A 25,370-nucleotide genomic window follows, 5' to 3' on the forward strand; every position below is an offset into this window, starting at 1 on the left:
TCCGGTAGCCGGGCAGAGCCTTGGGAGCTGACGAGTGATGCAAGAGAGATGACATCGTCAGGTGGGGCTCGGCCTATCTTGTCGTATGCGTGTTCGAAAGCTTCGCTTTCAGCTCGGCGGCTCAGCTCGGCCGATCAGCCCAGGGGCGAGTCGCTGATGCGGATGGCGACCGGTGTCGGGTCGTAGCCATTGCAGGGGTTGTTGAGCTGCGGGCAGTTGGAGAGCAGCACGTAGACGTCACGCTCGGCGACCATCTCGACGTACTTGCCCGGGCCGGACAGGCCGTCTTCGAAGCTCAGGCCGCCATCGGCGGTGACCGGCACGTTCATGAAGAAATTGATGTTGTGGCCGATGTCGCGCTTGGTCAGGTCGTACTTCGGGTAGCGGGCGATGGCCAGCATCCAGTTGTCACGACAGGAGTGCATGTGGCGCTTCTCCAGGTCGTAACGCACGGTGTTGGACTCGCTGGAGCAGGCGCCGCCCAGGGTGTCATGCCGGCCGCAGGTATCGCCGGTGATGGTCAGCAGCGCACGGCCACGCGTGGAATAGAGCACCGTGCCGGTGGTCAGGTAGACCTTGCCCTGCTCGCGCACGGTGTCCATCGCGCTGTAACGCTCGGCGGTGTCGTCGGCTGAGAAGAACAGGGTGTCGGCGGCCTGATTGCCGTGCAGGTCGGTGATACGCAGGTGCTGGCCGGCGCGGACCAGGCCGATGAAGTGGTCGCCGGCCTCGACGGTGCGCTCAAGCTCGCGCGGCTGCTGTGCGGGGTCGGCGTAGCTCAGCGGGGCACCGTCCGTCGCGGCTGGGGTGTGGGCATGTGGGTATTCGAGTGTCGAGGTGCACATGGGGATGTCCTTTGTCCTTGTCATCTGGGGCGTCGTTTGCCACTAGCCAGTCGCCGTGGCGTCCGTCTGCTGTCGGGGGACGCCTCAGCCCGCCAGGTGATAGAGCTGGTTGTTGGCGTAGGCGCGGGCATTCTCGGGGCGCGACAGATAGCAGGCGTCGTGCTCATCCATCGGCGTCGCGGTGCCGAAGGACATGTCCACGCCACGCAGCGGATAGTCCTCGGCGGGGTCCAGCGGATGCGGACAGGTGTGTAGCATGACGAGGGTGTCCATCTCGAAGCGCAGGGTGACGCTGTCGCCGGCGGCGCAGTGGTCCGCGACGTAGTGCAGATTGGCGTCTTCATCGGCGCGCACGCGGGAGAACAGGTTGAGGTTGGCGCACAGGTCGCGCTCGCCCAGACCGTACTTGGCCATCTCGATCAGCAGGCTGTCGTGGCCGCTGGGCGTGAAGTCATTGAAGGCTTGCTGATAGGCCTTCTTGTGCCAGCCCTTGGCGGCGAAGTGTTGCTCCATCAGGTTGCCGCTGGCGCTGTCATGCCAGCCGAGATCGTCCTGGATGATGGAGGCGAAGATACGGCCCATGTCGGAATACAGGCAGTGGCCTTCGGTGAGGCGGAAGGTGTGCTGACCCTTGAGGGTATCCGGCAGATTGAGGCGCTCAAGCGTATCCAGCGGGTTGTACATCACCAGGCCGACATTGGCGTTGGCCTCGCTCGCGGTCAGCTTGAGCGCGCTGCCACGCGGCATGCGCATCGACCAGTGATGGCCGCCGGGCAGATGGGTCTGATACTTTGCAGTAAAGCTCGCGGTAAAGCTGGCGCGGGCGGCGGTTGCGGCATCAAGCGGTATGTTCATTGAATTGGCCTCCGGTGAGAGTGGCTTGGGAAACGGAGTGGGCTGGTGTCATCAGCGCTTCGTGCTCGGGCGTCGGTTGACCAGAGCCCGTTTTGACAGAGCCCGGCTGCGGGGACGACGCCTTGGTCTTGCTACGCTCGGTGGGCAGGTCATAGGTGATGGTCGAGCCATAGGCCTGCGGGGCCTGCGCATCGACACGCACCTTGTCGAACACCCAGACGCGCGAGCCCAGCTCGAAGGCTTCCTTGAGGTCATGAGTGATCATGAAGATGGTCAGCTGCTGTTCTTTCCACAGGCGCAAAATCAGCTGGTGCATGTCCTTGCGGATGCCCGGGTCCAGCGCGCCGAAGGGCTCATCCAGCAGCAGGATGCGCGGCTTCATCATCAGCGCCTGGGCGATGGCGAGGCGCTGCTGCATGCCGCCGGACAGCTCATGCGGATACTTGTCCAGCGCATGGGACAGGCCGACTTCCGCCAGGCGCGCTTCGGCGGCGACCCGCGCTTCACGGCGCTTGGCCCCGAACAGCTTGCCGGTCAGCGGGGCACGTGCCAGCTCCTCGGCCATGATCACGTTGCCCAGCACGGTGAGGTGCGGGAAGACGGAATACTTCTGGAAGACGATGCCGCGGTCCGGCCCCGGCTCGCCGGGGATGGGCTTGCCATCGAGCAGCAGCTCACCGCGCGAGACGCCCTCGGTGCCCAGCAGCAGCTTGAGGAAGGTGGTCTTGCCGCAGCCGGAGGCGCCGACCAGGGTGATGAATTCTCCGGCCTCGACGGTCAGGTTCATGCGTTCCAGCACGACCTGCTGGCCGTAGTGCTTCTCGAGGCCCTTGGCGTGGATCAGGCTCATGATTGGCTCTCCTCAGCGTGGTACCAGGGGAAGGCGCGGGTCGAGACGAGCACCAGCAGACGGTCGAGCAGGAAGGCCAGCAGCGTGATCCAGGCCACGTAGGGCAGGATGACGTCCATCGCCAGATAGCGGCGCACCAGGAAGATGCGATAGCCGAGGCCGTCCTGGGCGGCGATGGCTTCCGCAGCGATCAGGAACAACCAGGCGCTGCCGAGAGCCAGGCGCGTGGCGCTCAGAAGGCGCGGGGTCAGCTGGGGCAGCAGTACGCGGGTCAGCACCTGCCAGGAGCTGGCGCCCAGCGTCTGGGCCTTGATCAGCTGCTCATCGGGCAGGCGCAGGGCCTGATTCTGCAGGTCGCGAATCAGGAAGGGCGTGATGCCGATGACGATCAGCGCGATCTTGGCCAGCTCGCCGGTACCGAAGGCGATGAACAGGATCGGCAGGATCGCCATCGGCGGAATCAGGGACAGCACGGTAATCAGCGGTGACAACTTGGCGCGCAGCAGCGGCAGGCCACCGGTGAGCAGGCCGACGGTCAGGCCGATCAGCGCGCTGATCAGCACGCCGGCCAGCAGGCGCTCGAGACTGGCGAAGGTGTCGGTCCACAGCGGCAGGTCGCCGGTGCGCACGTTGACCTCGGTGGCCAGTCGCGAGAACGACTCGCCCATGGCGGCGAAGGACGGCAGCAGGCGGTCATTCGGGTTGTCGAGCAGTCGCTGGTTGGACTGCACGATGTAAAGGATGGCCAGCAGCGCGAAGGGCAGGCCACCGAGCAGCCAGCGGCCACCACGGGAGGGTGTCAGATTGATCAGGCGTTTCATGCGCGGGCTCCACGGGTGCGAACGAGGGTGCGGTCGAGGGAGGCGGTCGGTTCACGTTCCGCGAGGCAGGCTGCCCCGCGGAGCGTGTGCGGCATCCACCGCGTGGCGTTACTGGCTGTCGGCCAGTGCGGCGGTGTAGCTCGGGTCGAAGCGCAGCATCACGTTGCCTTCATTGCCGATGACGCCGGCGGGGGTCTCGATACCGATGAAGCCGGCATCCGGGGCGCCTTCGCCCAACAGGCCCTGCGCGAAGCTGAAGTCGGCGATGTGCTGCATGGTGTCCTTGAGACTCGGCGCATTGAAGGCGGCCACGGCTTCGGCGGGGGTGTAGTACATGTGGGTCGCGGCCAGCTGGGACTGATAGCCGGCGAGGTCGGTGCCGGCGGCATCGGCCATCTGGGAGAGGGCGTCTTCGTCACCGGCTTTCATCTTCTCCATCACCTCATACCAGGCACCGACCAGCGCGTGGCCGAAGTCCGGGTTGTCCTTCAGCGTCTGGGTGTTGACGACCATCAGGTCGAGAATCTCGCCCGGGATGTCGCTGGAGTTGAAGACTTCGGTGTAGCCGGGCATCTCCTTGAGCGTGGCCAGCTGCGGGTTCCAGGTCACCACCGCCTGGGTGTCGGTGTTGCTGGCCAGCGCCACGATGTCGGCATCGCCGGTATTGGTGGTGGTCAGGTCGCGCTCGCTCATGCCGACGCTGTCCAGTGCGCGTGCCAGCAGGTAGTGGGAGACACTGAACTGCACCAGATTGACCTCGCGGTCCTTCAGGGACTCGATGGAATCGCCGTCGCGGACCATCACGCCGTCGTTGCCATCGGAGTAGTCGCCCAGAATCAGCGCGGTGGAATCGACGCTGCTGGCGGCGGGGAGGGTTAGGGCGTCCATGTTGGTCATGGCGCAGCCATCGACATTGCCGGAGGTGTACTGATTGATGGACTCGACGTAATCGTTGACCTGCACCACATCGATATTGATGTCGTACTTCTTGGCCCACTTGTCGACGATGCCCTGGGTGTCCGCGTATTCCCACGGCATCCAGCCGGCATACACCGACCAGCATACGCTGAAGGAATCCTGCGCCATGGCCTGCGGGCTCAGCGATGCGCCAAGCAGCAGGGCGCCGGCCAGCGCGGCATGTCTGGAAGTGTTTCGGGAAACGGTAGATGAAGCAGATGAGACAGCAGCGGATGACACCTGGGCGCTGGCATCCGAGGGGGAAGTCGCGGACTGGGAAAGGCGAGTGAGCTGGGTCATTGTCGTTATCTCCGGCGGAAAAAGTGAGAGGCGCCGACCTTTACAGGCTTTGCGTCTCCCGGGCTTTTGTCCCGCCGTGTAACCCCCAGCTTGGAGGTCGAGTGCTCTCGGACCAGTCGTGACGGCTATCAGCCAGTCACCGGAACCCTAGCGCTCCATTGGTGTAGATTTTCGATTGTTGTATGCCTATCGGTGCCTCGGTGAATGTCTAGCAGGAAGTGTGCCTGTGAGAATTTCTTCATATAAAACAATGCTATATAAGATTTCATGCAGCATGGATATGCATATCGAAATCGTACGCTGCACCAATTTGATGAATTCTTCCGTCTCTTGCACCTTGGTGAAGTCAGTCGAGAGTGAGTGCTATCCAGTGGCCAGTGAGAGAGAAATTCAGAGATATTTTTAATACACAGTTGGTTGTTTTCAAAACATGGTAAAGATAATATGTGATTACCTTGGATAATTGATGACTAAATCGTGGATAAAAATAAACTCAAAAGCTTGGTAGGCGACTTATATAATATTGTTAATGAGCTGGAAGAAATGTTCCCCGGGCGACATTTCACTCCGGATGGCCATATGGTAGGGAGTCTAGGAGAGTGTCTAGTTGCCAATGCATATGATCTAGAGCTTTTGACTGCTTCCAACAAAGGGTATGACGCTATCGCCAAGTGCGGTACCAAGATCGAAATCAAGGCAACACAAGCGAAATCGGTTGCATTTCGCAGTGAGCCCGAGCATGCAATTGTGATCAAGATTTTACCCGATGGTAGCTTTGAAGAAATCTATAATGGCCCTGGGTCATTAGTTTGGCAGCAGTTTTCTGAAAAGAAATTACCTAGTAACGGGCAGTTTCAGATTTCTCTTGCAAAACTGAAAGTGATGAACAAGTCAGTCCGTTTTGAAGAGCGTATAAGGCCGTAATATAAATGCATTATGCATATGTCAACCTTCTATGAGTAGTTGATCATGGCACTTTCACAGATGCAGATCATCCAATCCTTGGGTGAGGCAATGGCCTGGTTCGAGCGAGAACTGAACTGGGGCGTGCCGCCGACTGAGCTACGTCATCTTTGCGGACGCATTGGTGAGCTTTACGCTGCATTGATCACCAATGGTCAGATGGCGACCGAGGTGAATCAGCGCGGCTATGACGTGGTAAGCGGTGACGGTGAGCGAATCTCGGTCAAAACCACTGTGATGATGAGCGGTGGAGGCCATGTTGCTTTCAATCCCCGCTCGTTGGATGAAGTGGAGCGCATCATCATCCTGCGTATCAATACAGAAGAGATGCAGATCGAGAAGTTGCTGGATGCCACATTGGAAGAGGCAAGGTCGTTGATGTCACCGGAGCGCGCGGGCAAGCAGAGTATCTCGTTGTCTCGATTGGCCAAGACTACGAAGCCGCGCAGCGAGCTGAAAGCCGTGCGTGAGGTCATGTACGCGTCTTGTATTGTTCGCGAGCTTGAGAACGGCAGCATCGAAGTAGAGCGTGATGATGGTCAGGGGATGCAGTCAGTGAGCCCTGTTCAGCCAGTGCTGCGTGAATTGGCAAAACAGTTGAATCTGCCGCTGGTGAATGGCAACGGCAATCCGCACAACACCCGTCAGCTGGGTAGCCTGGTCATCAGGGAGATTGCTCAGGAATCTGCTGGGTGATTCAGCTGTGATGGGATACGAAGACGCCGGCCTTTGGCCGGCGTCTTCGTATCTTGAGCTGCTTTTATTTCTGCTTTATCGGGCGCTCACAATGTAGCGCGCCGCTTTCCCAAGGGGTTGCCATTGCCGCGGCGCATGGTTGCGCGATCCGGCGCGTCGTTTCGTTGTGCCTCTCACCAAAGTCTTATACGTTGGTGGTGCTTTATTAGCACATACAAAAACAACGGCTTGCTCCCGATTGCCCGTGTGGTTTCACACGAGGGGGAAGGGCAGCAGCGACAGACAAAGGACACACGATGACAGACGTAGTCGAGAAGGATCTGCAGAAGTCTTCTGTGGTTCAGGCGGTTGAGAAGGGCTCTCCATCATCGCGTTCGCGTCGTGGTTTCCTGGGTATGAGTGGGGCGGCAATTGCCGGGGCGGCGTTGGGTCAGTTCCTGCCGGGGATTCCCAGTGCCTTGGCCAAGGAGACGGCACCTGCGGCGGCGGCAACGAGAACGCGCTTGGCATGGCACCGTCTGCACAGCGCGCCGCAGCGGCATCCATCCCGCATTCCAATCGCTATCCCTTCGCCCATCTGGGCAAATTGCAGTCACTGGTGGCGACTCATCACAAGGTACCGAGCGAGAGCATTCTGTTCACGCCGGGCTCCTCGGATGCGATCCGTGCCAGTGTGCTGGCCCATGCGACTCCCGATACCCAGCTGGTGATTCCCGAGCTGACCTACGGCGATGGCGCCCTGTATGCCGGCTTCTATGACCTCGCCATTCGTAAGGTGCCGTCCTCGCGCGAGGACTGGTCATTCAAGATTTCCGACATGAAGCAGGCCGTGGCCGACCACGCCGGCCCCTCCATCGTCTATCTGGTGAATCCCAACAACCCGACCTCGACCATCATTTCCAGTGATGAACTGGAGGCCTGGGTCAACGACAGCCGCGACGACACGCTGTTCATCATCGATGAAGCCTACGCCGAATTCGTCAATGACCCGGCCTTCCGCTCCGCCGATCATCTGATTGCTGGTGGCGCGAAGAACGTCCTGCTGCTGAAGACCTTCTCCAAGATTCACGCCATGGCTGGCCTGCGTGTCGGCTACGCCGTCGGCGATATCGATCGTCTCGAGCATGTCTCCCACTATGTCGAAGACGATGCCATGACGCTGTCGTATCCTGGTGTGATGGCGGCGACGGCCTCCATGCAGTCACCGGAGTTTCTGGTCCACAGCAAGCAGAGCAACGATGAAGCGCGCGCCATCTTCACGGCGACGCTCGACGAGCTGGGTTGGGAATATCTGCCGGGGCAGACCAACTTCGTCTTCCACCGTATCTCCAGGCCGCTGAAGGAATTCCAGACCGCGATGAAGGAACGCCACGTGCTGATCGGGCGCGCCTTCCCGCCGGCGGATGGCTGGTGTCGCATGTCACTCGGCACACCGGAGGAGATGCACTATGTCGCCGCCGTGCTGCGCGAAATGAAGGCCAAGGGCGTCGTCTAACCGTGACGATCTCCCTTGTGGAAGACGCAAACGCCCGCCATTTGGCGGGCGTTTCTCATGCGTGGCTTTTTCTTGAGTCGCGTAGCGCTCGGGTCAGTGACCACGCGTCAGGCGGGTGGCCAGCCACCAGCCCAGCAGCATCGTCACCAGAAAGCCCGCCAATGGCAGACTCATGGCGCTGCTGGAGACGATGGCAGGCCCGGGGCAGTAGCCGCTCAGCCCCCAGCCGATACCGAACAGGGCCGCGCCGAGCAGCAGGCGGCCATCGATATCGCGACGCGTGGGCAGCTGGAAGCGCTCGCCCAGCAGGGGAGTGCCACGCCGCCAGACGAGGCGATAACCGAGGAAGGTGGTGATGACGGCACCGCCCAGCACGAAGATCAGCGTGGGGTCCCAATCTCCGGCCACGTCGAGAAAGCCGACCACACGTGCGGGGTCGGTCATGCCGCTGAGTGTCAGCCCGAGGCTGAAGACCAGCCCGGTAAGAAAGCCGATGACCGTTTTCATGGTGACTCCCCCAGCAGATGTTGGCTCACGAACACCGTCAGCATGGCCACAGTCACGAACACCACCGTGGCCACCAGCGAGCGAGGTGATAGGCGCGCGATACCGCAGACCCCATGACCACTGGTACAGCCGCCGCCGATGCCTGTTCCGATACCCACCAGCAGACCGGCGAACATCATGCTCAGCACTCCGCTGGTGGGATTGCCGATCAGCGCATCCTTGCTTGCGGCCACGTTGCCCCAGTCAAGGTTGAGCAGCAAAAGCAGCAGCGGGCCGCTGATCAACCCGAGCACGAAGGCGAGACGCCAGCGGCGGTCCGGGCCTGATTCCAGCAGCGCGCCGCGCGTGATGCCACTGATACCGGCGATACGTCCCAGAAAGGCCATCAGCATCACTGCCGAGAGACCGATCAAAACGCCACCGGCGAGTCCTTTCATGCTGCTTATCATGTCCATGTCGTTCATCCTCGTGTCGCGATCATCCTGCGGTGCGTCGATGATATGCTCGTGGCTGGCGAGCGCCAACCGGCTGTCTGGCCGCTTGGCTGTACGACCAGGCCGCCGACCTTTCGATGGAGGGCACCGCAGGAGCACCATGAACGAACTGACCCAACGCCTGCGCACCTTTCTCAAGGTGGCGGAGCATCAGAGCTTCAATGTGGCGGCGCGAGAGCTGGATATCGCCAGTTCCACGGCGACGCGTCACGTCAATCATCTGGAGCGCCAGCTGGGCGAGCCGCTGCTGGTGCGCACCACGCGCCATGTACGGCTGTCGCCGGCCGGCGAGCGCGCCCTGATCCGCTTTCGCGCCATTCTGGCCGAGGTGGACCAACTGGAGGATGAGCTGGAGACGCTGAGTGAGCGGGTCGCAGGGCCGCTGCGCATCTCGGTGCCGTGGCGCTATTCACGCCTCTATCTGGCGCCGCTGGTGAGCGAGTTCATGCAGTGCTATCCCGAGGTGGCCCTGGATATCGTCAGCAGCGACCAGCGGGTGGACCTGGTCGAGGACCACTTCGATGTGGCCCTGCGCATCGGCCATCTGGAAGATTCGAGCCTGATCGCGCGCCAAATCAGTGATCAGCGCTTCGTGCTGGCTGCCGCGCCGTCCTACCTCGCCGCCCAGCCGCCTATCCATCAGCCACAGGACCTGGAGCACCACCGCCTGCTGACCTTCAGCTATACCACCGCCAATCATCACTGGCGGCTGGTGCAGGGCGACCGGGAGCATCGCATCTCGGTGCGCGCCCGCGCGCTGCGCACCAACAATGCCGACATTCTCACCCAGGCGGCACTGGGGGGCGCCGGTGTGGTGGTGCAGCCGCTCTGGGCGATTCGGGAAGAGCTGGCAAGTGGCCGCCTGCTGCCGGTGCTGGAGGACTTTCAGGTCACCTCATCGGATTTCGACACCGGTATCCACGTCGTCTTCGCGCGTGAGAATCAGCACAACCCGCGCGTACGTGCCTGGGTCGACTTCCTGCTTGCCCGCCGCGAGCGGCTGTCCTGCTGACAGGCCCTGTGAACGACACGCAGGAAAACACGAAGGGCCCGGTCTCGAGAGATCGGGCCCTTCGTGTTTTCAGACTGCGCGCTGGGTACTTATCAAGCGGCAACTGCCAAGCGGCGCATGGCCACTGCTGCTCAGGCAGTCATCAGTAGAGGATATCGCTGCGGATGATGTACTTGGCACCGTCGCGGATCGGCTCACTGGCATGCACGCAGTGCTGCGGGTGCGAGCCATGCGGGAAGCATAGTACGCCACCCTTGGGCGTGGAGACCGAGACCTTCTGGATGTCATCCTGCGACTGGGCCGGCTTGCCGGGGTCGCGACGGCTGACCAGAAACTCGGTGCGCCCGCCGGTATAACCATCGCTCAGGAAGATGAGGAAGGTGTACTGGCTCATCAGGCCCGGATAGGCGTCCTGGACGATCTCGCCATTGATGACACGACTGCCCGGCCAGGCACCATCGGTGTGCGGCTTGAAGAAGTCGCCGGCCTCGTAGCGATAGACGCGAAAGCGCGCATTGATGCCCTTGGCGCCTTCGCCCTGGATCTGCTCGGTCACCAGTGGTGCCGAGCGCTGCCAGATAACCTGATCGACCGCTTCACTGACGACCCAGTTGACGTTGTGGTTGTGGCGTACCGAACGCGGCAGGGAGACGGGCGCATCTTCCTCGAAGCCCATTTCCTCCAGGGCGGCGACGAAGTTGTCGGCCTCGGCGTGTGTCAGCACATTGAGCAGCTGGAAGGCACCCGGGACACCCTCGACTTCCTGACGGACCACCTCTGGTGTCGCGTCGGCCTCGAAGAGATCAGACACGTCGCCGTTGTCGGTCCAGATGGGCAGGGGCGTGGGAGAGAAGCCGCGTTCGTGGCGGACGACATGGAAAGACAAGCTCATGGCAAAGCTCCTGAATGACGAAGAGTGTGTGACGAGAACGTGGTGGCCGCTAAGCGGTAGCCGCCAGGCCTGCAAGGAGGGAGGCCTGGACGACGGTCATCTGGCGGCGAGTGCCGTTAAGTTCGGGCGAGGGGCGAGAGAGGGGCAGCTACCCGGATGGGCCAGGTGTCTGCCATCTCGACCACGGCGCTCAGCCGCCACTAGCCAGTCGTTATCAACCAGCGGCCGTGACACCTCAGTCGGGATAGCGGACCAATACCCGTGTCTCGAGACTGGTGCGTGTCGGCGCATCGTCGGGCGTATCGAGCAGCTCGGCCGCGGTATGCGCGACCGGTGGCTTGCCGGCGCTGTCGAAGGCATTGAAGACGATGGCTTCGTCGGGGCGCATCTGTGAGGCGAAGTACCAGCGGTGAGCCGGGTTGTGCACGAGGCCCTGGATCTGGCCGCAGCGGTCCGGATAGAGGATGTCGATGTTGACCCAGTCCTCGTGTTGCACGCTCTGGGTATCGGCGAAGGCCAGCGGGTCACGCGCGACGGCCTGCTCGACCGGCTGCCAGACATTGACGATGCCGTAGTGGCCGCTCAGCCACTGCTCCGCCTGCTCGGGCGGGAGCAGATCGTGCACGCGCTGCGGGCCAGAGCGCGGCGAGTAGTCGACATGCACATGCTGCGCCGGCACGCGCTCCCCCTCGAAGCCGCGCAGGGTGTGGTCGAACACCTGCACTTCACTGACGCCGAGCTGCTGCTTGAGCAATGCCTCGATGGCCGGTGTGTGCAGGCGATCGCGCACCTTGGCATCGCGCACATCGACGGCAAGTTCGGGCGTGTCGAGAAACAGCAGCCCCTGGGCGGCGAAGCTGGGCGGTGTGGCGCGCAGGTCCTGCAGCCTGACACCGCGGCGGTCATGCTCCGGCTCGATGCGGCGACCAGTCTCGCCGTTCGGGTCCACCTTGATCTGCAGGCCTTCCGGGCAGTTGAGCTGATAATTGACGAACGCCATGCGGGTAGGGACGGGCGCTGACATGAACGAGACCTCCTTCACGATGGGTTGTCAGAGGAAGCCGCAGGACAGGCACTCAGGCGGGTGCCTGCGGTGCCGAGTCCAGGAGGCTGGTTCACGAGGCTAGTGGACTGGCGCGGGCAGAAAAAGGTGCCTGTCGGCAATTGGTTATTGCACAAATGGCAATAATCAAGCGCCGACCGGCGCTCAATGCCCGCCGGACAGGTGCAGACCGGCGATGGACAGCACGATGACGCCGATGCAGGCCATGCGTCGAAACGAGAAGTGCTCGCGCCAGAACAGCACGCCGATGATGGCGCTGACCACGGTACCGATGCCGGAGAACACGGCATAGGCGATGCCCAGACTGATGGTGTCCATGGCCAGATACAGCAGGCTCAAGGAGGAGCTGAAGCCCAGCGCGACCAGCAACACGCCCATGCGGCGGTGCTGATTGGCGTACTGGTTGAAACCGGTGACGCCGACGACTTCACAGCAGCCGGCGGCGATCAGATAGACCCAATCCATGGCGTCACTCCTGGTCATTCACTGAAGGTGGTCTGCGGTGTGGCACTCGCGCGAGGCTGCTTGTCGGCAGGCGCGCTGGGGGCCGTCTTGAGCACGATGATGCCGATGAGCATCAGCACCACGAAGCCCAGCGTGGACCACTGGAATTCGAGATCGAAGAACAGCAGGTCAGCGACTACCGTCCCCACCGTGCCCAGGCCGACGAAGATGGCGTAGGTGGTGCTGGCGGGCAGTGTCTTGGCGATCTGGGTGACCAGACTCAGGCTGATGATGACCAGCAGCACCGTCAGTGCCCATTCCAGCGGACTGTCGGCGACTTTCAGGCCCGTGGCCCAGCCGATTTCGCATAGGGTCGAGATCAGGAAGTAGAGCGTGATGCGCATGGTGATCGGGTGTCCTTGTGGGGTGTCGGGGAAATGCGGTGTTTCATCACCTGTGAGAGACCTGCGTTTCATCAATATCCAACAACCAATACCAGTCTATATGAGTTTTTGTTGATGTTTTGATGCAGTAAAAGGCGGAGGGAAGCCCTCCGCCTGGTGTCCCTCCACCTGCTGCCTGGCAAGTCGAAGGCGCAGCCTTGTTTGGCCAGAGCCCTGGTGAACAAGAGCTTCTGTAAACACGAGCCCTGGTGATCAGGAGCGTCAGGAGGCCAGCGGCGTGGTCGTCGCTTGAATGTCTGATTCCGCATCGGATGGTGTCGCGGCCTCGGCAGGCTGGGCCAGATAGGCTTCCAGCGAGTCATCCATTGCCTCCAGCCACGGCGTGTGGTGCCTGGGCGCCTGGGTGCCGGTCATCAAGGAGCGATAGCCGTGATCGCGGAAGGTCATGATGTTCTCGTGCTTGTGATGCTCCCATTCCAGGAAGGTGCGATTCACGCCATCGATATCGAAGCTCGGGTAGTCGGTCTCCTCGATCAGCGATTTCACGTAATCGCCCTGGAAAAGAATCATGTCCTCATCACTTTCCAGCGTTTCCTCGCGGGCCCGCCACGCCAGACTGTCTTCACGCATCGCGTCCAGTGACGGCAGGGGCAGGGTGCCGAGAATCGCATCACGCACCCACCAGGCCTGGGCATCGAACATGTTGAAGGTGTACCACTGGTCCTGCATGCCGAGATAGAACAGGCGCGGATTCTCTTCCCACGCCACCCCCTTGTAGAGCCCCAACGGCCACATGCGGTTCTGGGTCTTGAGGCGCAGCGACTCCTCGAGGAACGGGAAGTGATGCAGATAGCCGGTGCACAGGATGATGGCATCGACGCGCTTGTGGCTGCCGTCACTGAAATAGGCGGTATCGCGATCAACCTTCACCAGCAGCGGCTTCTCTTCCCAGTTGTCCGGCCATTTGAAGCCCATCGGGGCGGTGCGATAGCTGGTGGTGATGCTGCGCGCACCATACTTGTAGCACTGCGAGCCGATGTCCTCGGCGGAATAACTGCTGCCGAGCAACAGCAGGTCCTTGCCCTTGAATTCCAGTGCATCACGGAAGTCATGGGCATGCAGAATGCGGCCATTGAAGCTCGAGAAGCCGGGGAATTCCGGCACATTGGGCGTCGAGAAATGCCCGGATGCTACGATGACGTGATCGAATCTTTCGCTGGTCACCAGATCGAGCGCCTGGTCATGCACGCTGACCGTGAATTGCTGGCTGGCATCATCGAAGGTGACCTGGCGCACCGGGCAACCGAAGCGAATGTACTTGCGTACGCCGGCCTTCTCGACGCGTCCCTTGATGTAGTCGAACAGCACCGCGCGCGGCGGATAGGAGGCGATAGGGCGCCCGAAATGTTCTTCAAAGGAGTAGTCGGCGAATTCGAGACATTCCTTGGGGCCATTCGACCACAGATAGCGATACATGCTGCCGTGGACCGGCTCGCCGTGGGCATCCAGTCCGGTACGCCAGCTGTAATTCCACAGACCCCCCCAGTCATCCTGCTTTTCGTAACAGACAATCTCGGGAATCTCGATGCCCTTGTCGGCGGCGGATTGAAAGGCACGCAACTGAGCCAGGCCACTGGGTCCTGCACCGATGATCGCGATACGTTGGGTCATGGATACCTTCCTGTTCTTGTTGTGTCTTCATGCGTTATCCGAGGCTTCAGGACGTGGTGACGTCGTGAAACCCTGACAACGAAACAGGCTAGCGAGATGTGCTCCGGCTGCACATTGCTCGGAAAGGGTAGCCATAAAGGGGTACATCAGTTCATGTCTCAGTTCATGTCTCATTTAATGGTTCAGTCGATGGCGGTACGCCTGAGATATCCGAGGTGTCGACGGCGAAGATGATGCCCTCCACCGCCAAGGGCGTGCCATCCGGTGAATAGATGCCATGGCCCTTTTCCTGCACCCGGATAACCTCGCCGTCGCGATGGCGAATGCGGTAGGCGAGAGTGAAGGGGGTGCGGGCCTCAAGGGCTGCCTGCACCTGATCCCACACGCGGTCGGCATCTTCGGGATGGATCATCTCGCCGTAGGTGAGGGAGGGATGGTCGAGCAGTTGCTGAGGGCTGAGGCCGGTGATGGCCAGGCAGCCGTCACTGATGTATTCCATCGACCAGTGGCGGTTGTTGCGCGCACGATAGACCATCGCGGGCAGCCCCTTTATCAGCCGCGTCAGGCTGCGCAGGTTGGCGGCGTCGATCTGCTCCTGCTGCACGCGCTCGCTGATGTCATGCAGGGTGAGCGTGGCGGGCCAGGGCGAGGCCAGCGAGAGCGACTGGCTGCGCACTTCACACCAGCGATAGTGGTGGTCCGCCCCCATGATGCGCAATCGCCAGCAGTCAGGGCGTTCGCGGCGCGAAACGTGGCGGGCGAGCATGTCCCAGCGCGATTGATCCGCGGGGTGCAGGGCATCGCGCAGGCGCTGCGCTGCCGTGCCGTGCCCGTCCGCCCGGGTGGCGGTGGGCGTGTCTTCTCGTGCGTCGCCTGATTCGCGTCCGCTCAGGGCCTGCCAGCCGCGCGAGGCATACAGCAGGGTACTGTCGGCATCCACCACCAGCACGGCATCACTCAGCCCATCGAGAATCGCCTGGGCGTTGAAGTGAGAGGCAGTCGAGGCGGTTGAGGCGATCGAGGCGGAGGCGAACTGTTCGAGAAAGCGCATCATCGCAGGCTCTCCTTTTCGGCCCGGGTCGTATCCTGTTCGGCGCCCGTCGCGTCCGCGGCAGGCGCTCGGCTGGCATCGCTCACGGGCGTCAGCGGGTGAGCGTAGACCCAGGCGGCCAGCTCCAGTCGCGAATGCAGGTTCAGCTTGCGCAGCAGATTCTTGACGTAGACCTTCACCGTGCTGTCACTGATGCCCAGCTCGCGGGCAATCAGCTTGTTGCTGAGGCCGCGCCCGATCCATTTGAGGGTATCGCGTTCACGCTCGGTCAGGCCTTCGTACCAGTCAGGTGTCGTGGGCCAGTCAGCTGTCGTGGGTCGGTCGAGAGCGGCGGCCCCGTCGAGTGTGGAGCCAGCAGGGGGATTCGCCGTCGCTGGCGGCGCCTCAGCCTGCTCCCGCTCCTGCTCCTGCTGTTGTTTATGCGTTTGTGCTTGCGAGTGTTGTTCACGCTGGCGGTGATCCTGCTGTAGACGCCGGGCGAGCAGCAGCAAGGTCTCTTCTTCCAGCCCCAGCTTGCCGTCGACCACGGCCTGCAGGCGCTCGAGAATGCGTTCGGGGTCGGTGTCCTTCATCAGGTAGCCATCCGCCCCTTGCTGGATGGCATCCAACAGGTGGCGGCTGTCATCGGATGCGGTCAGCAGCACTACCTTGAGAGTGGCATCACGCTGCTTGAGATGGCGCATCAGGGTCAGGCCATCGAGCTGCGGCATCTGCCAGTCGACGATCACCAGCTCCGGGGCGAGGGTGGGCAGGGCGTCAAGCAGGTCGGTGCCGTCATCGAAGTCGGCCACGACCTCGAACAGGCCACCTTCACTCAACAGCTCGGCCAGCCCGCGTCGAAACAGCGGATGGTCGTCGACGAGCACGACTCGTGTCGGGGGTGTCGAGGGTGTCTGGTGTGTCGAGGGCATCTGGCGAGTCACGGTCATGTGTCGTGGCGCTCCCAGCTCAATGTCACGCGGGTACCGCCATGGCGGGGTTGGGTGATGGCGAAGTCGGCCCCGAGCTGGCGTGCGCGATCCTGCATGATGCCCAGCCCGAAATGGGCGGGGGCGATGTCGGCGGGGTCAAAGCCGCAGCCGTTGTCCTCGATGGTCAGCAACACCCGCTCCGCTGGCTGAGGCCCTGAAGATTGATGAGGCCCTGAAGACTGATAGAGCAATTGCAGGCGCAGGTGGGTGGCCCGGGCATGGCGCACGCTGTTGGTCATCGCTTCACGCACGATGAACATCACCTGCAGGGCCTGGGCATCGGGGAGGTGCAGCGCCTGGATGCGGTTGTCGAGCTCGAACACCATGCCTGAGCGTGTCTCGAATTCCTCGACCAAGTTGTCCAGCACACAGGCCAGCGGCGCGTCTCCCCAGGTGGCGTGTGCGCCGTTGATCAGTTCCCGGGTCTGGCGCAAGGTGCGCCGGGCCTGGGTATGCACGTCCTCGGCCAGTGCCTGCACTTCCTGTGGCGCATGCCGAGCGGCGCGAGTCAGGCGTGCGCTCTGCATCTGCAGATAACTCAATTCCTGGGCGAGGGTGTCGTGCAGCTCCGCCGCCAGATGTCGGCGTTCGTTCTTCAGCGCCTGCGCCACCGCTGCCTTGCTGGCTTCGGCGTGACGCGCCTGTTGCTGCTGATGCAGTGCCAGGCCACGGCTCAGGGCGTCGATGGCGGCGCTCGCGTGCCCCGATTCCAGGGCTGCGGCGGCCGGCTCTCCAAGCCACAACCAGTCATCGCCAGTCGCCTGTCTGTCAGTGGTGTGCGTGAGGGCGATCAAGACCCCGTGGGGCTTGCCCGAGACAGGTAATGGCTGGCGGCTGGCGTGCGCGTCGTGGACGATCTGGCTGACGATCTCCTGCAGGGTCTGACGCGTCTTTGCGGGCAGGGCGAGGCCAGTCGGCGCTATCACCTCATGGCGTTGCTGATCGACCCCGCGATGCAGCACGCAGCTCTCGACAGGACGTGAGCAAGCCTGAGTGCCGGCAACCTGCTGGTTCAGTAAGTCCATCCACTCTCGCAGCAGCTCTCCCAGCAATGATGGCAGCGTCTCCGTGAGGTCAGCGCAGGTGGCGATGCGCAGGGTGATGGCGTCGAGCTTTGGCGTCTCGCGCCTCGCATCGCCGGGGGAGGAGTGCAGTGGGTCGTCGGCGCGGCGTACGTCGGCTCGGCGTACATCAACCAGGGCGGCCGCCGTTCGTGCAGCAGGCACCATGCCTTCCTTCCCTGCGCCGAGAATGACTTCCATGCGAGCTCCTCTCTCTACTTCCTGCTTCGGGGTACTTTCTTCGGGCTTGCGATGTCGCGTCAGCAAGCTTGATGAGCAAGCTTCATGCCAGTGAACGGCTTACCCCTTCATGGGTACCTCTCTTGATGGATTGTCGCGATCTCCACTGTGAGTAAATTTAATTAACCATGAAGAACATGGTGCGTCGCAGAAGGGGATATGCACCATCCAGGCACATCGGGGAGCTGCTTCACCCCATCACGCGTGCAACGCCGAACCCACTTGCCATGACCACAAGAGGTATCACCACGATGGAGCTTGCAGTCGAGATACCCGCTGCCACGCCGTGCCAGCCGTATCGTTATCGAATACCCGGGCTGGATGCGCTGGCGCTTGAGCTGTCGCCGGGAGACAGCGTGCAGGTGTCATCCGTCGATGGTGCCCAGGCCTGCGAGTGGCTGCTATTGCCGCCAGGGGGCCGGGAGGGACAGCACGGGGCGGCAGAAGCTGGAGGGGCAGAAGTTGGAGAGATTGCAGACGCAGTCGATGGACTGACACTCGCGCGCTACGCCAGCATCACCTGTCTGGAAGAACATGCCTTTGCCAGCCAGCCACAAGGGGGAGAAGAGGGTAAGGCCGAGCGGGCACGAAGCCCGTTCACCCAGCAGCGTCTGGCAGCGCTGGGAGTCGCGCAGGTGCCCCTGTCGCAGTGGCAGCGCTTGTCAGTGGCCGGGTTGCCGGCCGAGATTCGCTGGCCGCGTGAAGCGCCAGCCGCGCGCCTGATTCTGCTGGCCCCCGGTGATGACATGCAGCTCGATGGCAAGCATCTGGCCACTGAGCTTGAGGTCTCGCACTTCCGCGAGGGGCTGGTGGGGCAGGAGCAGCTGCCAGCGCCCTTGGCACCGATCAAGCAGGAGACGAGAGTCTCGGCGGGCACGGTCGAGGTCTATGAGGTCAAGCAGGGCGAGTGGATCCAGATCATCGATGTGGCGGGCCGCCAATGCTCCGATTTCGTGGCCTTCGATGCCAATGCCTGGGTGCAGGGGGAAGAGCTGGGGCTGGACGCCGGCGCCACGCGCAGCCTGTCCGGCCACTGCATGCCCAATCCGGGGCTCTATTCGGTGTTCTTCGATCAGCATCTGCATCCGATGCTGGAAGTGGTGCAGGACACGGTGGGGCGCCATGACAGCTTCATGCTCGCCTGTTCGCCGCAGTATTACGAACATCACGGCTACTTCGGCCACGATAGCTGCACGATCAACTTCAACAACGCCCTGTCGGCGTCGCATGGCATTCAACAGCGTGCCAGCTGGCCAGCGATCAACTTCTTCTTCAATGCCTATGTAGAGCCCTGCGGCACCCTGGCGGTGGATGAGCCCTGGTCGCGCCCCGGCGACTATGTGCTGCTGCGCGCCGACCGTGACCTCATCTGCGCCTCATCGGCCTGTCCGGATGACATTGATGCCGCCAATGGCTGGGTGCCGACCGATATCCAGGTGCGCATCTACGCCGCTGAACATGATTTCCCCCGTGGGATCGCTTATCGCAATCGGCCCGAGGAATTGCCGCGCATGACACTGCCCACCGCCTTTCATCCCTGCACCTCCGCCTTGACCAAGCAGTTCATCGACTACCACGGCTACTGGCTGGCCACGCATTACGAAGGGTGGGGCGCGCGGGCCGAATATCTGGCTTGCCGCGAGCGGGTCGCGATGATGGATCTCTCGGCGCTGCGCAAGTTCGAGGTCGCCGGTCCCGATGCCGAACGCCTGCTGCAATACGCATTGACCCGCAATGTACGACGGCTCTCCATCGGCGAGGTGGTGTACTCGGCCATGTGTCAGGAAACCGGCGGCATGCTCGATGACGGCACCTTGTTCCGCATGGGCGAGCAGACCTTCCGCTGGATCTGCGGTGACCCGGCCAGCGGCCAGTGGCTCAGGGAGCTTGCCCAGCGCCAGGGATATCGCGTCACGGTGCGTGACTCCACTCATCAGCTGCACAACATCGCGCTGCAGGGGCCGAAGAGCCGCGAGGTGCTGGCGCCGCTGATCTGGAATGCGCGTACCCAGCCAGACGTTCAGGGGCTGGGCTGGTTCCGCTTCATGATCGGTCGTCTGTCGGGGCCGGATGGCATTCCGCTGATGGTGTCGCGTACCGGCTATACCGGCGAGCTCGGTTATGAAATCTGGTGTCATCCCAAGGACGCCCCGGCCGTGTGGGAGGCGATCTGGGCGGCGGGTGAGCCCCATGGCATCGCGCCTCTGGGCCTGGATGCCCTCGACATGCTGAGAATCGAGGCGGGGCTGATTTTCGCCGGTCATGAATTCTGCCCGCAGACTTCCCCCTATGAAGCGGGTATCGGCTTCACCGTGCCGATGAAGAGCAAGGAGGATGATTTCGTCGGGCGGGCAGCGCTGCAACGCGAGGCGCCGGAATCACGGCATCGTGTGATGGGCATGAAGATGCACAGCAGCGAGTTGGTCAGCCATGGCGATCTCGTCTACAACGGCCGCTATCCGGTGGGCGTGGTCACCAGTGCCACCCAGTCGCCGCTGCTTGATCGTTCCATCGCGATGTGCCGCCTGGCACCGGACTTCGCAAGCCCGGGAACCCAGCTTGAGATCGGCCAGCTGGATGGCCATCAGAAGCGCCTCGCCGCCGAGGTGGTGGCATTGCCTTTCCATGACCCGGAGCGCCTCAAGGTGCGTAGCTGATCTCACTGCCAGGAGGGCAAGCATGAGAGGTGAGTCGCGAGCAATGACTTGCGTATATGCAGCGCCCTGCAAGTCATCTCACGGTGCATGCCGTGGCCGGCATGCCTCAATAACGCCCATCCTCCTCGCAGGGAAGGCTTCATGGGCTTCATATCTGAAGAGGAGTCCTCGGTTTCAAGAATGATTCAGTAAAAACAACGAATTGCTGAGGGTGGCCAATCAGGGTCATCTGGCATGTCGCTTGCTTTATCCAGCAGGTCCCCTTGAAAAACAACAACAACCCCCGGACGGGCAGTGCCGCTTGCACAGTGAGGCGCGCTGATCCACAGGCTCCGGTAAAGGAGAAAAGACGATGGATGAAAAGACGTTGCAAAGCATATTGAATATGCATCAGGCGATGAACATCGAGGTGTTCTATTGGTGGTGTACCGCCATCATGTTCCTGATCCATGCAGGCTTTCTGGCCTATGAGATCGGTGCTTCGCGTTCCAAGAATGCGTTGGCATCCGGCATGAAGAACGTGCTGACGCTGGCCTCGATCATCCCCGCCTTCTACTTCGTGGGCTGGTGGATCTACAACGCCTTCCCCAACGGGCTGATCCCCATCGAGGCGTCCGCCGCTCTGCCGTGGAGCGCGAGCATGCGTCCGGACGCTGATGACATGGGTACCGGCATCTTCTTCGCCGCCTTTGCCCTGTTCGGCGCGACCACCGGCTCCATCCTGTCGGGGGCGGTGATCGAACGCATCCGCCTGGGGGCCTTCCTGATTCTGGCGGTGATTCTCGGTGCCGGTGTCTGGATCATGGCGGGCGCCTGGGGCTGGCATCCGGATGGCTGGATGCTGCACAAGCTGGGCTACCACGATGTCGGCGCCGCCGGTGTGGTGCACGCCGTGGCCGGCTTCTTCGCGCTGGGCGTGCTGCTCAATCTGGGCGCGCGCATCGGCAAGTACAGTGACGATGGCAAGCCGCAGGTGATCGCGCCGCACAACATGCCGATGACCCTGATCGGCCTGATGCTGATCATCGTCGGTTTCTTCGGCTTCCTCGGCGGCTGCATCATCTTCAACACCGGTGACATCGGCTGGACCACCATCTACGGCAATCGCACCAACCTTTCTGCCTTCGCCTTCAATACTCTGATGGGCTTCGGCGGCGGTGTGATCGGTGCCTATCTGTCCTCGCGTGATCCCTTCTGGACCATGTCCGGTGCGCTGGGCGGCATCATCACCGTCGCGGCGGGGCTGGATCTCTACAACCCGGGCCTGGCCTTCGTGCTGGCGGTCACCGGTGGCGCCCTGATGCCGAAGATCGGCGCACTGCTCGAGAAGCGTGGCCTGGATGACTCCGTCGGCGCCTTCGCGGTGCATGGCTTCTGCGGCTTCTACGGCGTGGTACTGGTGGGTATCTTCGCGGCTGGCTTCCCGAATGTCGGCGAAGGCGTGCCGGACGTTTCCTTCACCGGCCAGCTGACCGGCGCGGTGGTGATGGCGCTGACGGGCTTCATTCCGGGCTGGGGCGTGGCCTATCTGCTCAAGAAGTTCAACCTGCTGCGCGTGCCGCCGCATGTCGAAGTGCTGGGGCTGGACCTGTTCGAAGTCCCGGCCAAGGCCTACCCGGAAAGCCTGTCCTCCGAGACGAGCTCCAGCGTGCCGGCACGTTCCGGTGGGGTGGTCGCGGCGCCGATGGACAAGCGTCCGGACATCAGCTGAGTCCTGGTAGCTGAGCCCTGGTAGCTGAGCCCCGGCGCACCTTCTGAAGGGGCCGGTCTGTCGAGATGATGTCGAGATAAGCGCTGACTGGCCCCGTTATTGCAGTACTGGTAGACCCAACCGATATCCGCTTTCGCAAGGAGTCTTGCAATGGAAACTGTCGATACTGTGGTACACGCTGGCAACTACGCCTTCTTCTTCAGCAACTCTGGCGCCGTGGCGGTGTGCCTGCTGGTCGCCGCTGGCGTCTGCGTTGCGCTGAGCGCCAACATCCTGCGCCACGAGAAAGCGTCCTTCGAGAGCAAGAAGACGCCGTGACCCTCTGGTGAGCACGCGGTGCTCGCCAACGACATATCAAACGCCGCAGCGCTCAGCGCTGCGGCGTTTTTCGTCGTACAGCACCGTTGTCATGCATGACGTTTCAGCGGCCGTTGCCCAGGCTCTGGCCGCCTTGCAGCGTGCAGGAGAAGCGTTGCTGAATATCGCGGCTTTCGCCTTCGATCATGCCGAGCACGATATCCACGGCAGCCTTGCCCATGGCATCGAAGGGTTGCTCGATGGAGCACAGCGTGGGGGAGAGTATCTGCGCGATATCATGGCCATTGAAGGTGGCAAGCGATATCTCGGCGGGTACCTGGATTCCATGGCGGTGAAGAAGTCCAAGCACATGAAAGGCGAGGGAGTTGTGTGTCGTCAGCAGTACGCTGGGACGCTGCGGTGTCTTCAAAAGCTCTGTGACCAGGGCCTCGCTGCCATTGAGGGACAGGGGGAGCTCCTTGACGTCGATGTGTTGCGCCAGCCCCGCCGCCGTCATGGCTTCACGGTAGCCTTGCGCGCGCAAGGCATAGCGCTGGGCGTCCTTGAAGTCGCCAGCCAGAAGTGTGATGCGCTGATGTCCAAGAGCAATCACATGCTCGACGAGCTGTTGCATCGCAAGACGGTTTTCTGCTGCCACGAAAGGATGCTGGCTGTGTTCCTCTTCATTGAATAGCAGCACGAAGGGCACTTCCAGTCTCTCGAGCAGAGCCAGATGCTCCTCCAGGTGTGAAGAACCGAGATTGACGACCAGCCCGTCCACACCACGTGCGATCAGTGTCTCGAGGGCGAGCCTTTCATCGGCTGGCTCATAGGCCGTCGTCATCACTAGCGCGGCATAGCCGCGCGCACGACAGGCACGCTGCAGGCTCTCGACCGCCCAGGAGTAGCTCTGCGGAATGATGCTGGGGATGACCACGCCGATGGTGCGTGAGCGATTTTCCTTGAGCGACTTGCCGACGAAGCTCGGGATATAGCTCAGCTTCTCGATGGCAGCACGGATCCGCTCAGCGGTATCGTCGTTGACCAGTGCGGTCTGATTGAGATGTCGGGAGACTGTCGCAGTGGAGACACCGGCCTCTTTGGCGACTTGAGCAATGGTCGCACGTCGTTTCATGTCATGTTTTTCCTGAGTGTTATCTCACCGTCACATGGCTGTCACTTTACGCGTCAATAATGACAACCATGTTATGTAATCGATTACATGTGCGCAATTCCTCTTTTTATTGCGGAGATGATGGCAATGGCCTCCATTGAATTGAAAGCGCTCGAGAAGCACTACGGGGAGCAGCGAATCCTCAAGGGCATCGACCTGAGCGTGCGTGACGGCGAATTCATCAGCCTGGTAGGCGCGTCCGGCTGCGGAAAGTCTACCTTGCTGCGCACCATCGCGGGCCTCGAGCGACATAGTGCTGGCGAGATGACCATCGATGGCGAGCCAGCATTGCACCTCAAGCCTGCCGAACGCGATCTGGCAATGGTATTCCAGTCCTACGCGCTCTACCCGCACTTGAGTGTCTTCGACAATATCGCCATGCCGCTTCGTATGCGATGTAATCGATTACATCGATTGCCGCTAGTCGGGCGTCATCTGCCGGGGGCCTCAAGGCGTGAAGGCGAGATTCGTGCTCAGGTCCTGCAAGTTGCGGAGAATCTCCAGATCACATCGTTGCTATCGCGCAAGCCCGGCCAGCTTTCAGGGGGGCAGCGCCAGCGCGTCGCATTGGGTCGCGCGATGGTGCGCAAGCCACGCGCCTTCCTGATGGATGAGCCGCTATCGAACCTGGATGCCAGCCTGCGGGTACGCATGCGTCAGGAGCTGGTGCAGATGCATCGCGCGCTGGGCAGCACCTTCATCTATGTCACCCACGACCAGGTCGAGGCCATGACGATGTCAGACCGGGTTGCGGTGCTGATGGAGGGAGCGCTGGTGCAGGTCGCGAGTCCGGATGAGCTGTATCGGCGTCCGGCTGATATTCGCGTCGCGCGCTTCATCGGGACACCAGCGATCAATGAACTGCAAGCCACCGTCGCGCTTGATGGACGGCTGTGTCTGAGTGACATCACGCAAAGTGCGCCGCTGGGCTGCTGGTTACCGGTGGCCAAAGGCACTCGCGTGACACTGGCCGTGCGGCCGGAAGGACTGAGCTGCGTGCCTGCTGGCAAGGGACATGTGCAGGGGCAGGTGAGTTACATGGAAAACCTGGGAGCCGAGGTTCTGGTGCAGCTGAGCTGCGAGAACGGCCAGGTGCTAAGCATTCGGGCGACGCCACAGGAGGGCCGCGAGCTGAAAATCGGGCAGCCACTGGGTGTCAGGATCGCGGCGGATGCACTGCATATATTCGACCACCTGGGGCTGCGTATCGATCAACCGCAAGCGGATGACAGTTCTGCGCAAGCCTCCAGCGCCATGAGTCTCAGTACCTTGATGGGTGGGGAGGTGAAGCATGGCTTTGCCTGACGCACTGCAGCGCTATCTGAGTCGTCACTGGGGGGATAGAGCAGAAGCGCTCTGGGGGCTGGCGCTGAGCGGGCCGGCCATGCTGCTGATGCTGGTGTTATTGATCGGGCCGCTGCTGGCTATCACGCTGCTTTCGTTCAGCGACTGGCAGCTGGGCATGCCGACGATGGGCTGGGTCGGTGTCGACAATTATCGCCAGCTGGCAGCCGATGACGTCTTCTGGCAAGCGGTGCGCAATACCGCCGTCTATGTGCTGGTGGTGATGGTCGGGGCGGTGGGACTGGGACTTCTGCTGGCGCTGTTGATTGAAGGCTGTACACGAGGCAAGGCGATCTATCGCACCCTGTTCTTCCTGCCAGTGATGGCCTCGTTGGTGGCGATGACCATCGTGTGGGAATTCCTGCTGCATCCCGAATTCGGGTTGATCAATCAGCTCTTGATGATGCTGGGTGGCGAACCACGTAGCTGGTTGCGCGATGAAGACTGGGCGCTGGTGGCGCTGTGCGTGATCGGCATCTGGCATCAGGCGGGTTTCAACATGGTGCTGTTCATGGCCGGCCTGACGGCGGTGCCGCGCACGCTCTATGAGGCTGCCGATATGGATGGAATACCCCGCGGCTTCTCGCACTCCGGC

At 61.9% G+C, this 25,370-nt stretch carries 24 protein-coding genes, 1 pseudogene and 1 riboswitch; of the genes and pseudogenes, 9 read left to right on the forward strand and 16 right to left on the reverse strand.

The window, feature by feature from the left end:
- Positions 1 to 134: 134 nt before the first annotated feature.
- From AOG28_RS07460 to AOG28_RS07480, 5 genes are all read right to left on the reverse strand, one after another.
- Positions 135 to 845 carry an urea amidolyase associated protein UAAP2 gene (locus AOG28_RS07460; RefSeq protein WP_082388466.1) on the reverse strand — a complete coding sequence of 237 codons (711 nt, stop codon included), beginning with the start codon at positions 843 to 845 and terminating at the stop codon, positions 135 to 137.
- A gap of 84 nt (positions 846 to 929) precedes the next feature.
- Entirely contained in the window at positions 930 to 1,700 is a 771-nt protein-coding gene (locus AOG28_RS07465) for an urea amidolyase associated protein UAAP1 (protein WP_082388468.1), read from the reverse strand.
- Positions 1,684 to 2,550, reverse strand: coding sequence for an ABC transporter ATP-binding protein (locus AOG28_RS07470; RefSeq protein ID WP_082388470.1), 867 nt, complete (start codon positions 2,548 to 2,550; stop codon positions 1,684 to 1,686). Before AOG28_RS07470 ends, AOG28_RS07465 begins: the two co-directional genes overlap by 17 nt.
- Positions 2,547 to 3,371 (reverse strand): ABC transporter permease, encoded by an 825-nt coding sequence (locus AOG28_RS07475; protein ID WP_043332237.1) that lies wholly within the window; start codon positions 3,369 to 3,371, stop codon positions 2,547 to 2,549. Before AOG28_RS07475 ends, AOG28_RS07470 begins: the two co-directional genes overlap by 4 nt.
- Before the next feature lie 108 nt (positions 3,372 to 3,479).
- Positions 3,480 to 4,628, reverse strand: a complete 1,149-nt coding sequence (locus AOG28_RS07480; protein ID WP_082388472.1) for a putative urea ABC transporter substrate-binding protein — start codon at positions 4,626 to 4,628, stop codon at positions 3,480 to 3,482.
- 53 nt (positions 4,629 to 4,681) lie between these two features.
- Positions 4,682 to 4,790: riboswitch (guanidine-I (ykkC/yxkD leader) on the reverse strand.
- Between the two features lie 315 nt (positions 4,791 to 5,105).
- Between AOG28_RS07480 and AOG28_RS07485 the strand changes: the two genes are divergently transcribed.
- From AOG28_RS07485 to AOG28_RS07495, 3 genes are all read left to right on the forward strand, one after another.
- Positions 5,106 to 5,552 carry a DUF6998 domain-containing protein gene (locus AOG28_RS07485; protein WP_200906750.1) on the forward strand — a complete coding sequence of 149 codons (447 nt, stop codon included), beginning with the start codon at positions 5,106 to 5,108 and terminating at the stop codon, positions 5,550 to 5,552.
- Positions 5,553 to 5,597: 45 nt separating this feature from the next.
- A complete protein-coding gene (locus AOG28_RS07490; protein ID WP_054555909.1) occupies positions 5,598 to 6,287 on the forward strand; it encodes a DUF6998 domain-containing protein in 690 nt (229 codons plus the stop codon).
- A gap of 508 nt (positions 6,288 to 6,795) precedes the next feature.
- Positions 6,796 to 7,782 (forward strand): pyridoxal phosphate-dependent aminotransferase, encoded by a 987-nt coding sequence (locus AOG28_RS07495; protein WP_054555910.1) that lies wholly within the window; start codon positions 6,796 to 6,798, stop codon positions 7,780 to 7,782.
- Positions 7,783 to 7,875: 93 nt separating this feature from the next.
- Here AOG28_RS07495 and AOG28_RS07500 read toward each other — a convergent pair whose 3' ends face one another.
- Both AOG28_RS07500 and AOG28_RS07505 read right to left on the reverse strand, forming a co-directional pair.
- On the reverse strand, positions 7,876 to 8,289 hold the full coding sequence (locus AOG28_RS07500) for a DUF6691 family protein (RefSeq protein WP_054555911.1): 414 nt from the start codon (positions 8,287 to 8,289) through the stop codon (positions 7,876 to 7,878).
- On the reverse strand, positions 8,286 to 8,744 hold the full coding sequence (locus AOG28_RS07505; RefSeq protein ID WP_054556117.1) for a YeeE/YedE family protein: 459 nt from the start codon (positions 8,742 to 8,744) through the stop codon (positions 8,286 to 8,288). The genes AOG28_RS07500 and AOG28_RS07505 overlap by 4 nt, the downstream gene beginning before the upstream one ends.
- Before the next feature lie 139 nt (positions 8,745 to 8,883).
- Between AOG28_RS07505 and AOG28_RS07510 the strand changes: the two genes are divergently transcribed.
- The gene (locus tag AOG28_RS07510) at positions 8,884 to 9,795 is read left to right on the forward strand and encodes a LysR family transcriptional regulator (RefSeq protein ID WP_054555912.1); all 912 of its coding nucleotides are present in this window, start codon (positions 8,884 to 8,886) and stop codon (positions 9,793 to 9,795) included.
- A gap of 142 nt (positions 9,796 to 9,937) precedes the next feature.
- Here the strand turns inward: AOG28_RS07510 and AOG28_RS07515 are convergent, their stop codons facing one another.
- The 8 genes from AOG28_RS07515 to AOG28_RS07550 form a co-directional block, all read right to left on the reverse strand.
- Positions 9,938 to 10,687: a 2OG-Fe(II) oxygenase gene (locus tag AOG28_RS07515; RefSeq protein ID WP_054555913.1), complete on the reverse strand. Its 750-nt coding sequence runs from the start codon at positions 10,685 to 10,687 to the stop codon at positions 9,938 to 9,940.
- Positions 10,688 to 10,922: 235 nt separating this feature from the next.
- The gene (locus tag AOG28_RS07520) at positions 10,923 to 11,711 is read right to left on the reverse strand and encodes a CmcJ/NvfI family oxidoreductase (RefSeq protein ID WP_152965363.1); all 789 of its coding nucleotides are present in this window, start codon (positions 11,709 to 11,711) and stop codon (positions 10,923 to 10,925) included.
- 183 nt (positions 11,712 to 11,894) lie between these two features.
- Positions 11,895 to 12,215 (reverse strand): DMT family transporter, encoded by a 321-nt coding sequence (locus AOG28_RS07525; RefSeq protein ID WP_043332225.1) that lies wholly within the window; start codon positions 12,213 to 12,215, stop codon positions 11,895 to 11,897.
- 14 nt (positions 12,216 to 12,229) lie between these two features.
- Positions 12,230 to 12,670, reverse strand: coding sequence for a DMT family transporter (locus AOG28_RS07530; RefSeq protein WP_082388480.1), 441 nt, complete (start codon positions 12,668 to 12,670; stop codon positions 12,230 to 12,232).
- Positions 12,671 to 12,859: 189 nt separating this feature from the next.
- Positions 12,860 to 14,269, reverse strand: a complete 1,410-nt coding sequence (locus tag AOG28_RS07535) for an NAD(P)-binding domain-containing protein (RefSeq protein WP_054555916.1) — start codon at positions 14,267 to 14,269, stop codon at positions 12,860 to 12,862.
- Positions 14,270 to 14,432: 163 nt separating this feature from the next.
- Complete coding sequence (locus AOG28_RS07540) at positions 14,433 to 15,323, reverse strand: PAS domain-containing protein (protein ID WP_054555917.1); 891 nt, start codon at positions 15,321 to 15,323, stop codon at positions 14,433 to 14,435.
- Complete coding sequence (locus AOG28_RS18870) at positions 15,320 to 16,249, reverse strand: response regulator transcription factor (protein WP_326998955.1); 930 nt, start codon at positions 16,247 to 16,249, stop codon at positions 15,320 to 15,322. Before AOG28_RS18870 ends, AOG28_RS07540 begins: the two co-directional genes overlap by 4 nt.
- Positions 16,246 to 17,553 carry a sensor histidine kinase gene (locus tag AOG28_RS07550; RefSeq protein ID WP_054555918.1) on the reverse strand — a complete coding sequence of 436 codons (1,308 nt, stop codon included), beginning with the start codon at positions 17,551 to 17,553 and terminating at the stop codon, positions 16,246 to 16,248. Before AOG28_RS07550 ends, AOG28_RS18870 begins: the two co-directional genes overlap by 4 nt.
- Positions 17,554 to 17,819: 266 nt before the next feature.
- Here AOG28_RS07550 and AOG28_RS07555 point away from each other — a divergent pair, with 266 nt between their 5' ends.
- The 3 genes from AOG28_RS07555 to AOG28_RS18420 all read left to right on the forward strand — a co-directional run bounded on the left by AOG28_RS07555 (position 17,820) and on the right by AOG28_RS18420 (position 22,278).
- A complete protein-coding gene (locus tag AOG28_RS07555) occupies positions 17,820 to 20,249 on the forward strand; it encodes a DUF1989 domain-containing protein (RefSeq protein ID WP_235506982.1) in 2,430 nt (809 codons plus the stop codon).
- Between the two features lie 385 nt (positions 20,250 to 20,634).
- On the forward strand, positions 20,635 to 21,960 hold the full coding sequence (locus tag AOG28_RS07560; RefSeq protein WP_442854948.1) for an ammonium transporter: 1,326 nt from the start codon (positions 20,635 to 20,637) through the stop codon (positions 21,958 to 21,960).
- A gap of 150 nt (positions 21,961 to 22,110) precedes the next feature.
- The gene (locus tag AOG28_RS18420; protein WP_160317858.1) at positions 22,111 to 22,278 is read left to right on the forward strand and encodes a hypothetical protein; all 168 of its coding nucleotides are present in this window, start codon (positions 22,111 to 22,113) and stop codon (positions 22,276 to 22,278) included.
- A gap of 103 nt (positions 22,279 to 22,381) precedes the next feature.
- On the opposite strand, the gene AOG28_RS07565 is transcribed toward AOG28_RS18420, so the two are convergent.
- On the reverse strand, positions 22,382 to 23,392 hold the full coding sequence (locus tag AOG28_RS07565; protein WP_054555921.1) for a LacI family DNA-binding transcriptional regulator: 1,011 nt from the start codon (positions 23,390 to 23,392) through the stop codon (positions 22,382 to 22,384).
- Positions 23,393 to 23,518: 126 nt separating this feature from the next.
- Between AOG28_RS07565 and AOG28_RS07570 the strand changes: the two genes are divergently transcribed.
- Together AOG28_RS07570 and AOG28_RS18675 are read left to right on the forward strand one after the other, a co-directional pair.
- Positions 23,519 to 24,736 carry an ABC transporter ATP-binding protein gene (locus AOG28_RS07570; protein ID WP_054555922.1) on the forward strand — a complete coding sequence of 406 codons (1,218 nt, stop codon included), beginning with the start codon at positions 23,519 to 23,521 and terminating at the stop codon, positions 24,734 to 24,736.
- A 262-nt stretch (positions 24,737 to 24,998) separates the two neighbouring features.
- Positions 24,999 to 25,340: pseudogene (locus tag AOG28_RS18675) on the forward strand (carbohydrate ABC transporter permease); the annotation flags it as partial.
- Positions 25,341 to 25,370: the final 30 nt, after the last annotated feature.

This window comes from Cobetia sp. UCD-24C (genome assembly GCF_001306765.1).
Classification (GTDB): domain Bacteria; phylum Pseudomonadota; class Gammaproteobacteria; order Pseudomonadales; family Halomonadaceae; genus Cobetia; species Cobetia amphilecti.

Coding starts and splice junctions, on each gene's coding strand:
- AOG28_RS07550 (WP_054555918.1), bottom strand. CDS start 17,553: ATGGAAGTCATTCTCGGCGCAGGGAAGGAAGGCATGGTGCCTGCTGCA.
- AOG28_RS07475 (WP_043332237.1), bottom strand. CDS start 3,371: ATGAAACGCCTGATCAATCTGACACCCTCCCGTGGTGGCCGCTGGCTG.
- AOG28_RS07465 (WP_082388468.1), bottom strand. CDS start 1,700: ATGAACATACCGCTTGATGCCGCAACCGCCGCCCGCGCCAGCTTTACC.
- AOG28_RS07530 (WP_082388480.1), bottom strand. CDS start 12,670: ATGAAACGCAGGTCTCTCACAGGTGATGAAACACCGCATTTCCCCGAC.
- AOG28_RS07470 (WP_082388470.1), bottom strand. CDS start 2,550: ATGAGCCTGATCCACGCCAAGGGCCTCGAGAAGCACTACGGCCAGCAG.
- AOG28_RS07500 (WP_054555911.1), bottom strand. CDS start 8,289: ATGAAAACGGTCATCGGCTTTCTTACCGGGCTGGTCTTCAGCCTCGGG.
- AOG28_RS07525 (WP_043332225.1), bottom strand. CDS start 12,215: ATGGATTGGGTCTATCTGATCGCCGCCGGCTGCTGTGAAGTCGTCGGC.
- AOG28_RS07505 (WP_054556117.1), bottom strand. CDS start 8,744: ATGGACATGATAAGCAGCATGAAAGGACTCGCCGGTGGCGTTTTGATC.
- AOG28_RS07490 (WP_054555909.1), top strand. CDS start 5,598: ATGGCACTTTCACAGATGCAGATCATCCAATCCTTGGGTGAGGCAATG.
- AOG28_RS18420 (WP_160317858.1), top strand. CDS start 22,111: ATGGAAACTGTCGATACTGTGGTACACGCTGGCAACTACGCCTTCTTC.
- AOG28_RS07565 (WP_054555921.1), bottom strand. CDS start 23,392: ATGAAACGACGTGCGACCATTGCTCAAGTCGCCAAAGAGGCCGGTGTC.
- AOG28_RS18870 (WP_326998955.1), bottom strand. CDS start 16,249: ATGACCGTGACTCGCCAGATGCCCTCGACACACCAGACACCCTCGACA.
- AOG28_RS07570 (WP_054555922.1), top strand. CDS start 23,519: ATGGCCTCCATTGAATTGAAAGCGCTCGAGAAGCACTACGGGGAGCAG.
- AOG28_RS07540 (WP_054555917.1), bottom strand. CDS start 15,323: ATGATGCGCTTTCTCGAACAGTTCGCCTCCGCCTCGATCGCCTCAACC.
- AOG28_RS07460 (WP_082388466.1), bottom strand. CDS start 845: ATGTGCACCTCGACACTCGAATACCCACATGCCCACACCCCAGCCGCG.
- AOG28_RS07560 (WP_442854948.1), top strand. CDS start 20,635: ATGCATCAGGCGATGAACATCGAGGTGTTCTATTGGTGGTGTACCGCC.
- AOG28_RS07520 (WP_152965363.1), bottom strand. CDS start 11,711: ATGTCAGCGCCCGTCCCTACCCGCATGGCGTTCGTCAATTATCAGCTC.
- AOG28_RS07535 (WP_054555916.1), bottom strand. CDS start 14,269: ATGACCCAACGTATCGCGATCATCGGTGCAGGACCCAGTGGCCTGGCT.
- AOG28_RS07495 (WP_054555910.1), top strand. CDS start 6,796: ATGGCACCGTCTGCACAGCGCGCCGCAGCGGCATCCATCCCGCATTCC.
- AOG28_RS07480 (WP_082388472.1), bottom strand. CDS start 4,628: ATGACCCAGCTCACTCGCCTTTCCCAGTCCGCGACTTCCCCCTCGGAT.
- AOG28_RS07510 (WP_054555912.1), top strand. CDS start 8,884: ATGAACGAACTGACCCAACGCCTGCGCACCTTTCTCAAGGTGGCGGAG.
- AOG28_RS07555 (WP_235506982.1), top strand. CDS start 17,820: ATGACCACAAGAGGTATCACCACGATGGAGCTTGCAGTCGAGATACCC.
- AOG28_RS07515 (WP_054555913.1), bottom strand. CDS start 10,687: ATGAGCTTGTCTTTCCATGTCGTCCGCCACGAACGCGGCTTCTCTCCC.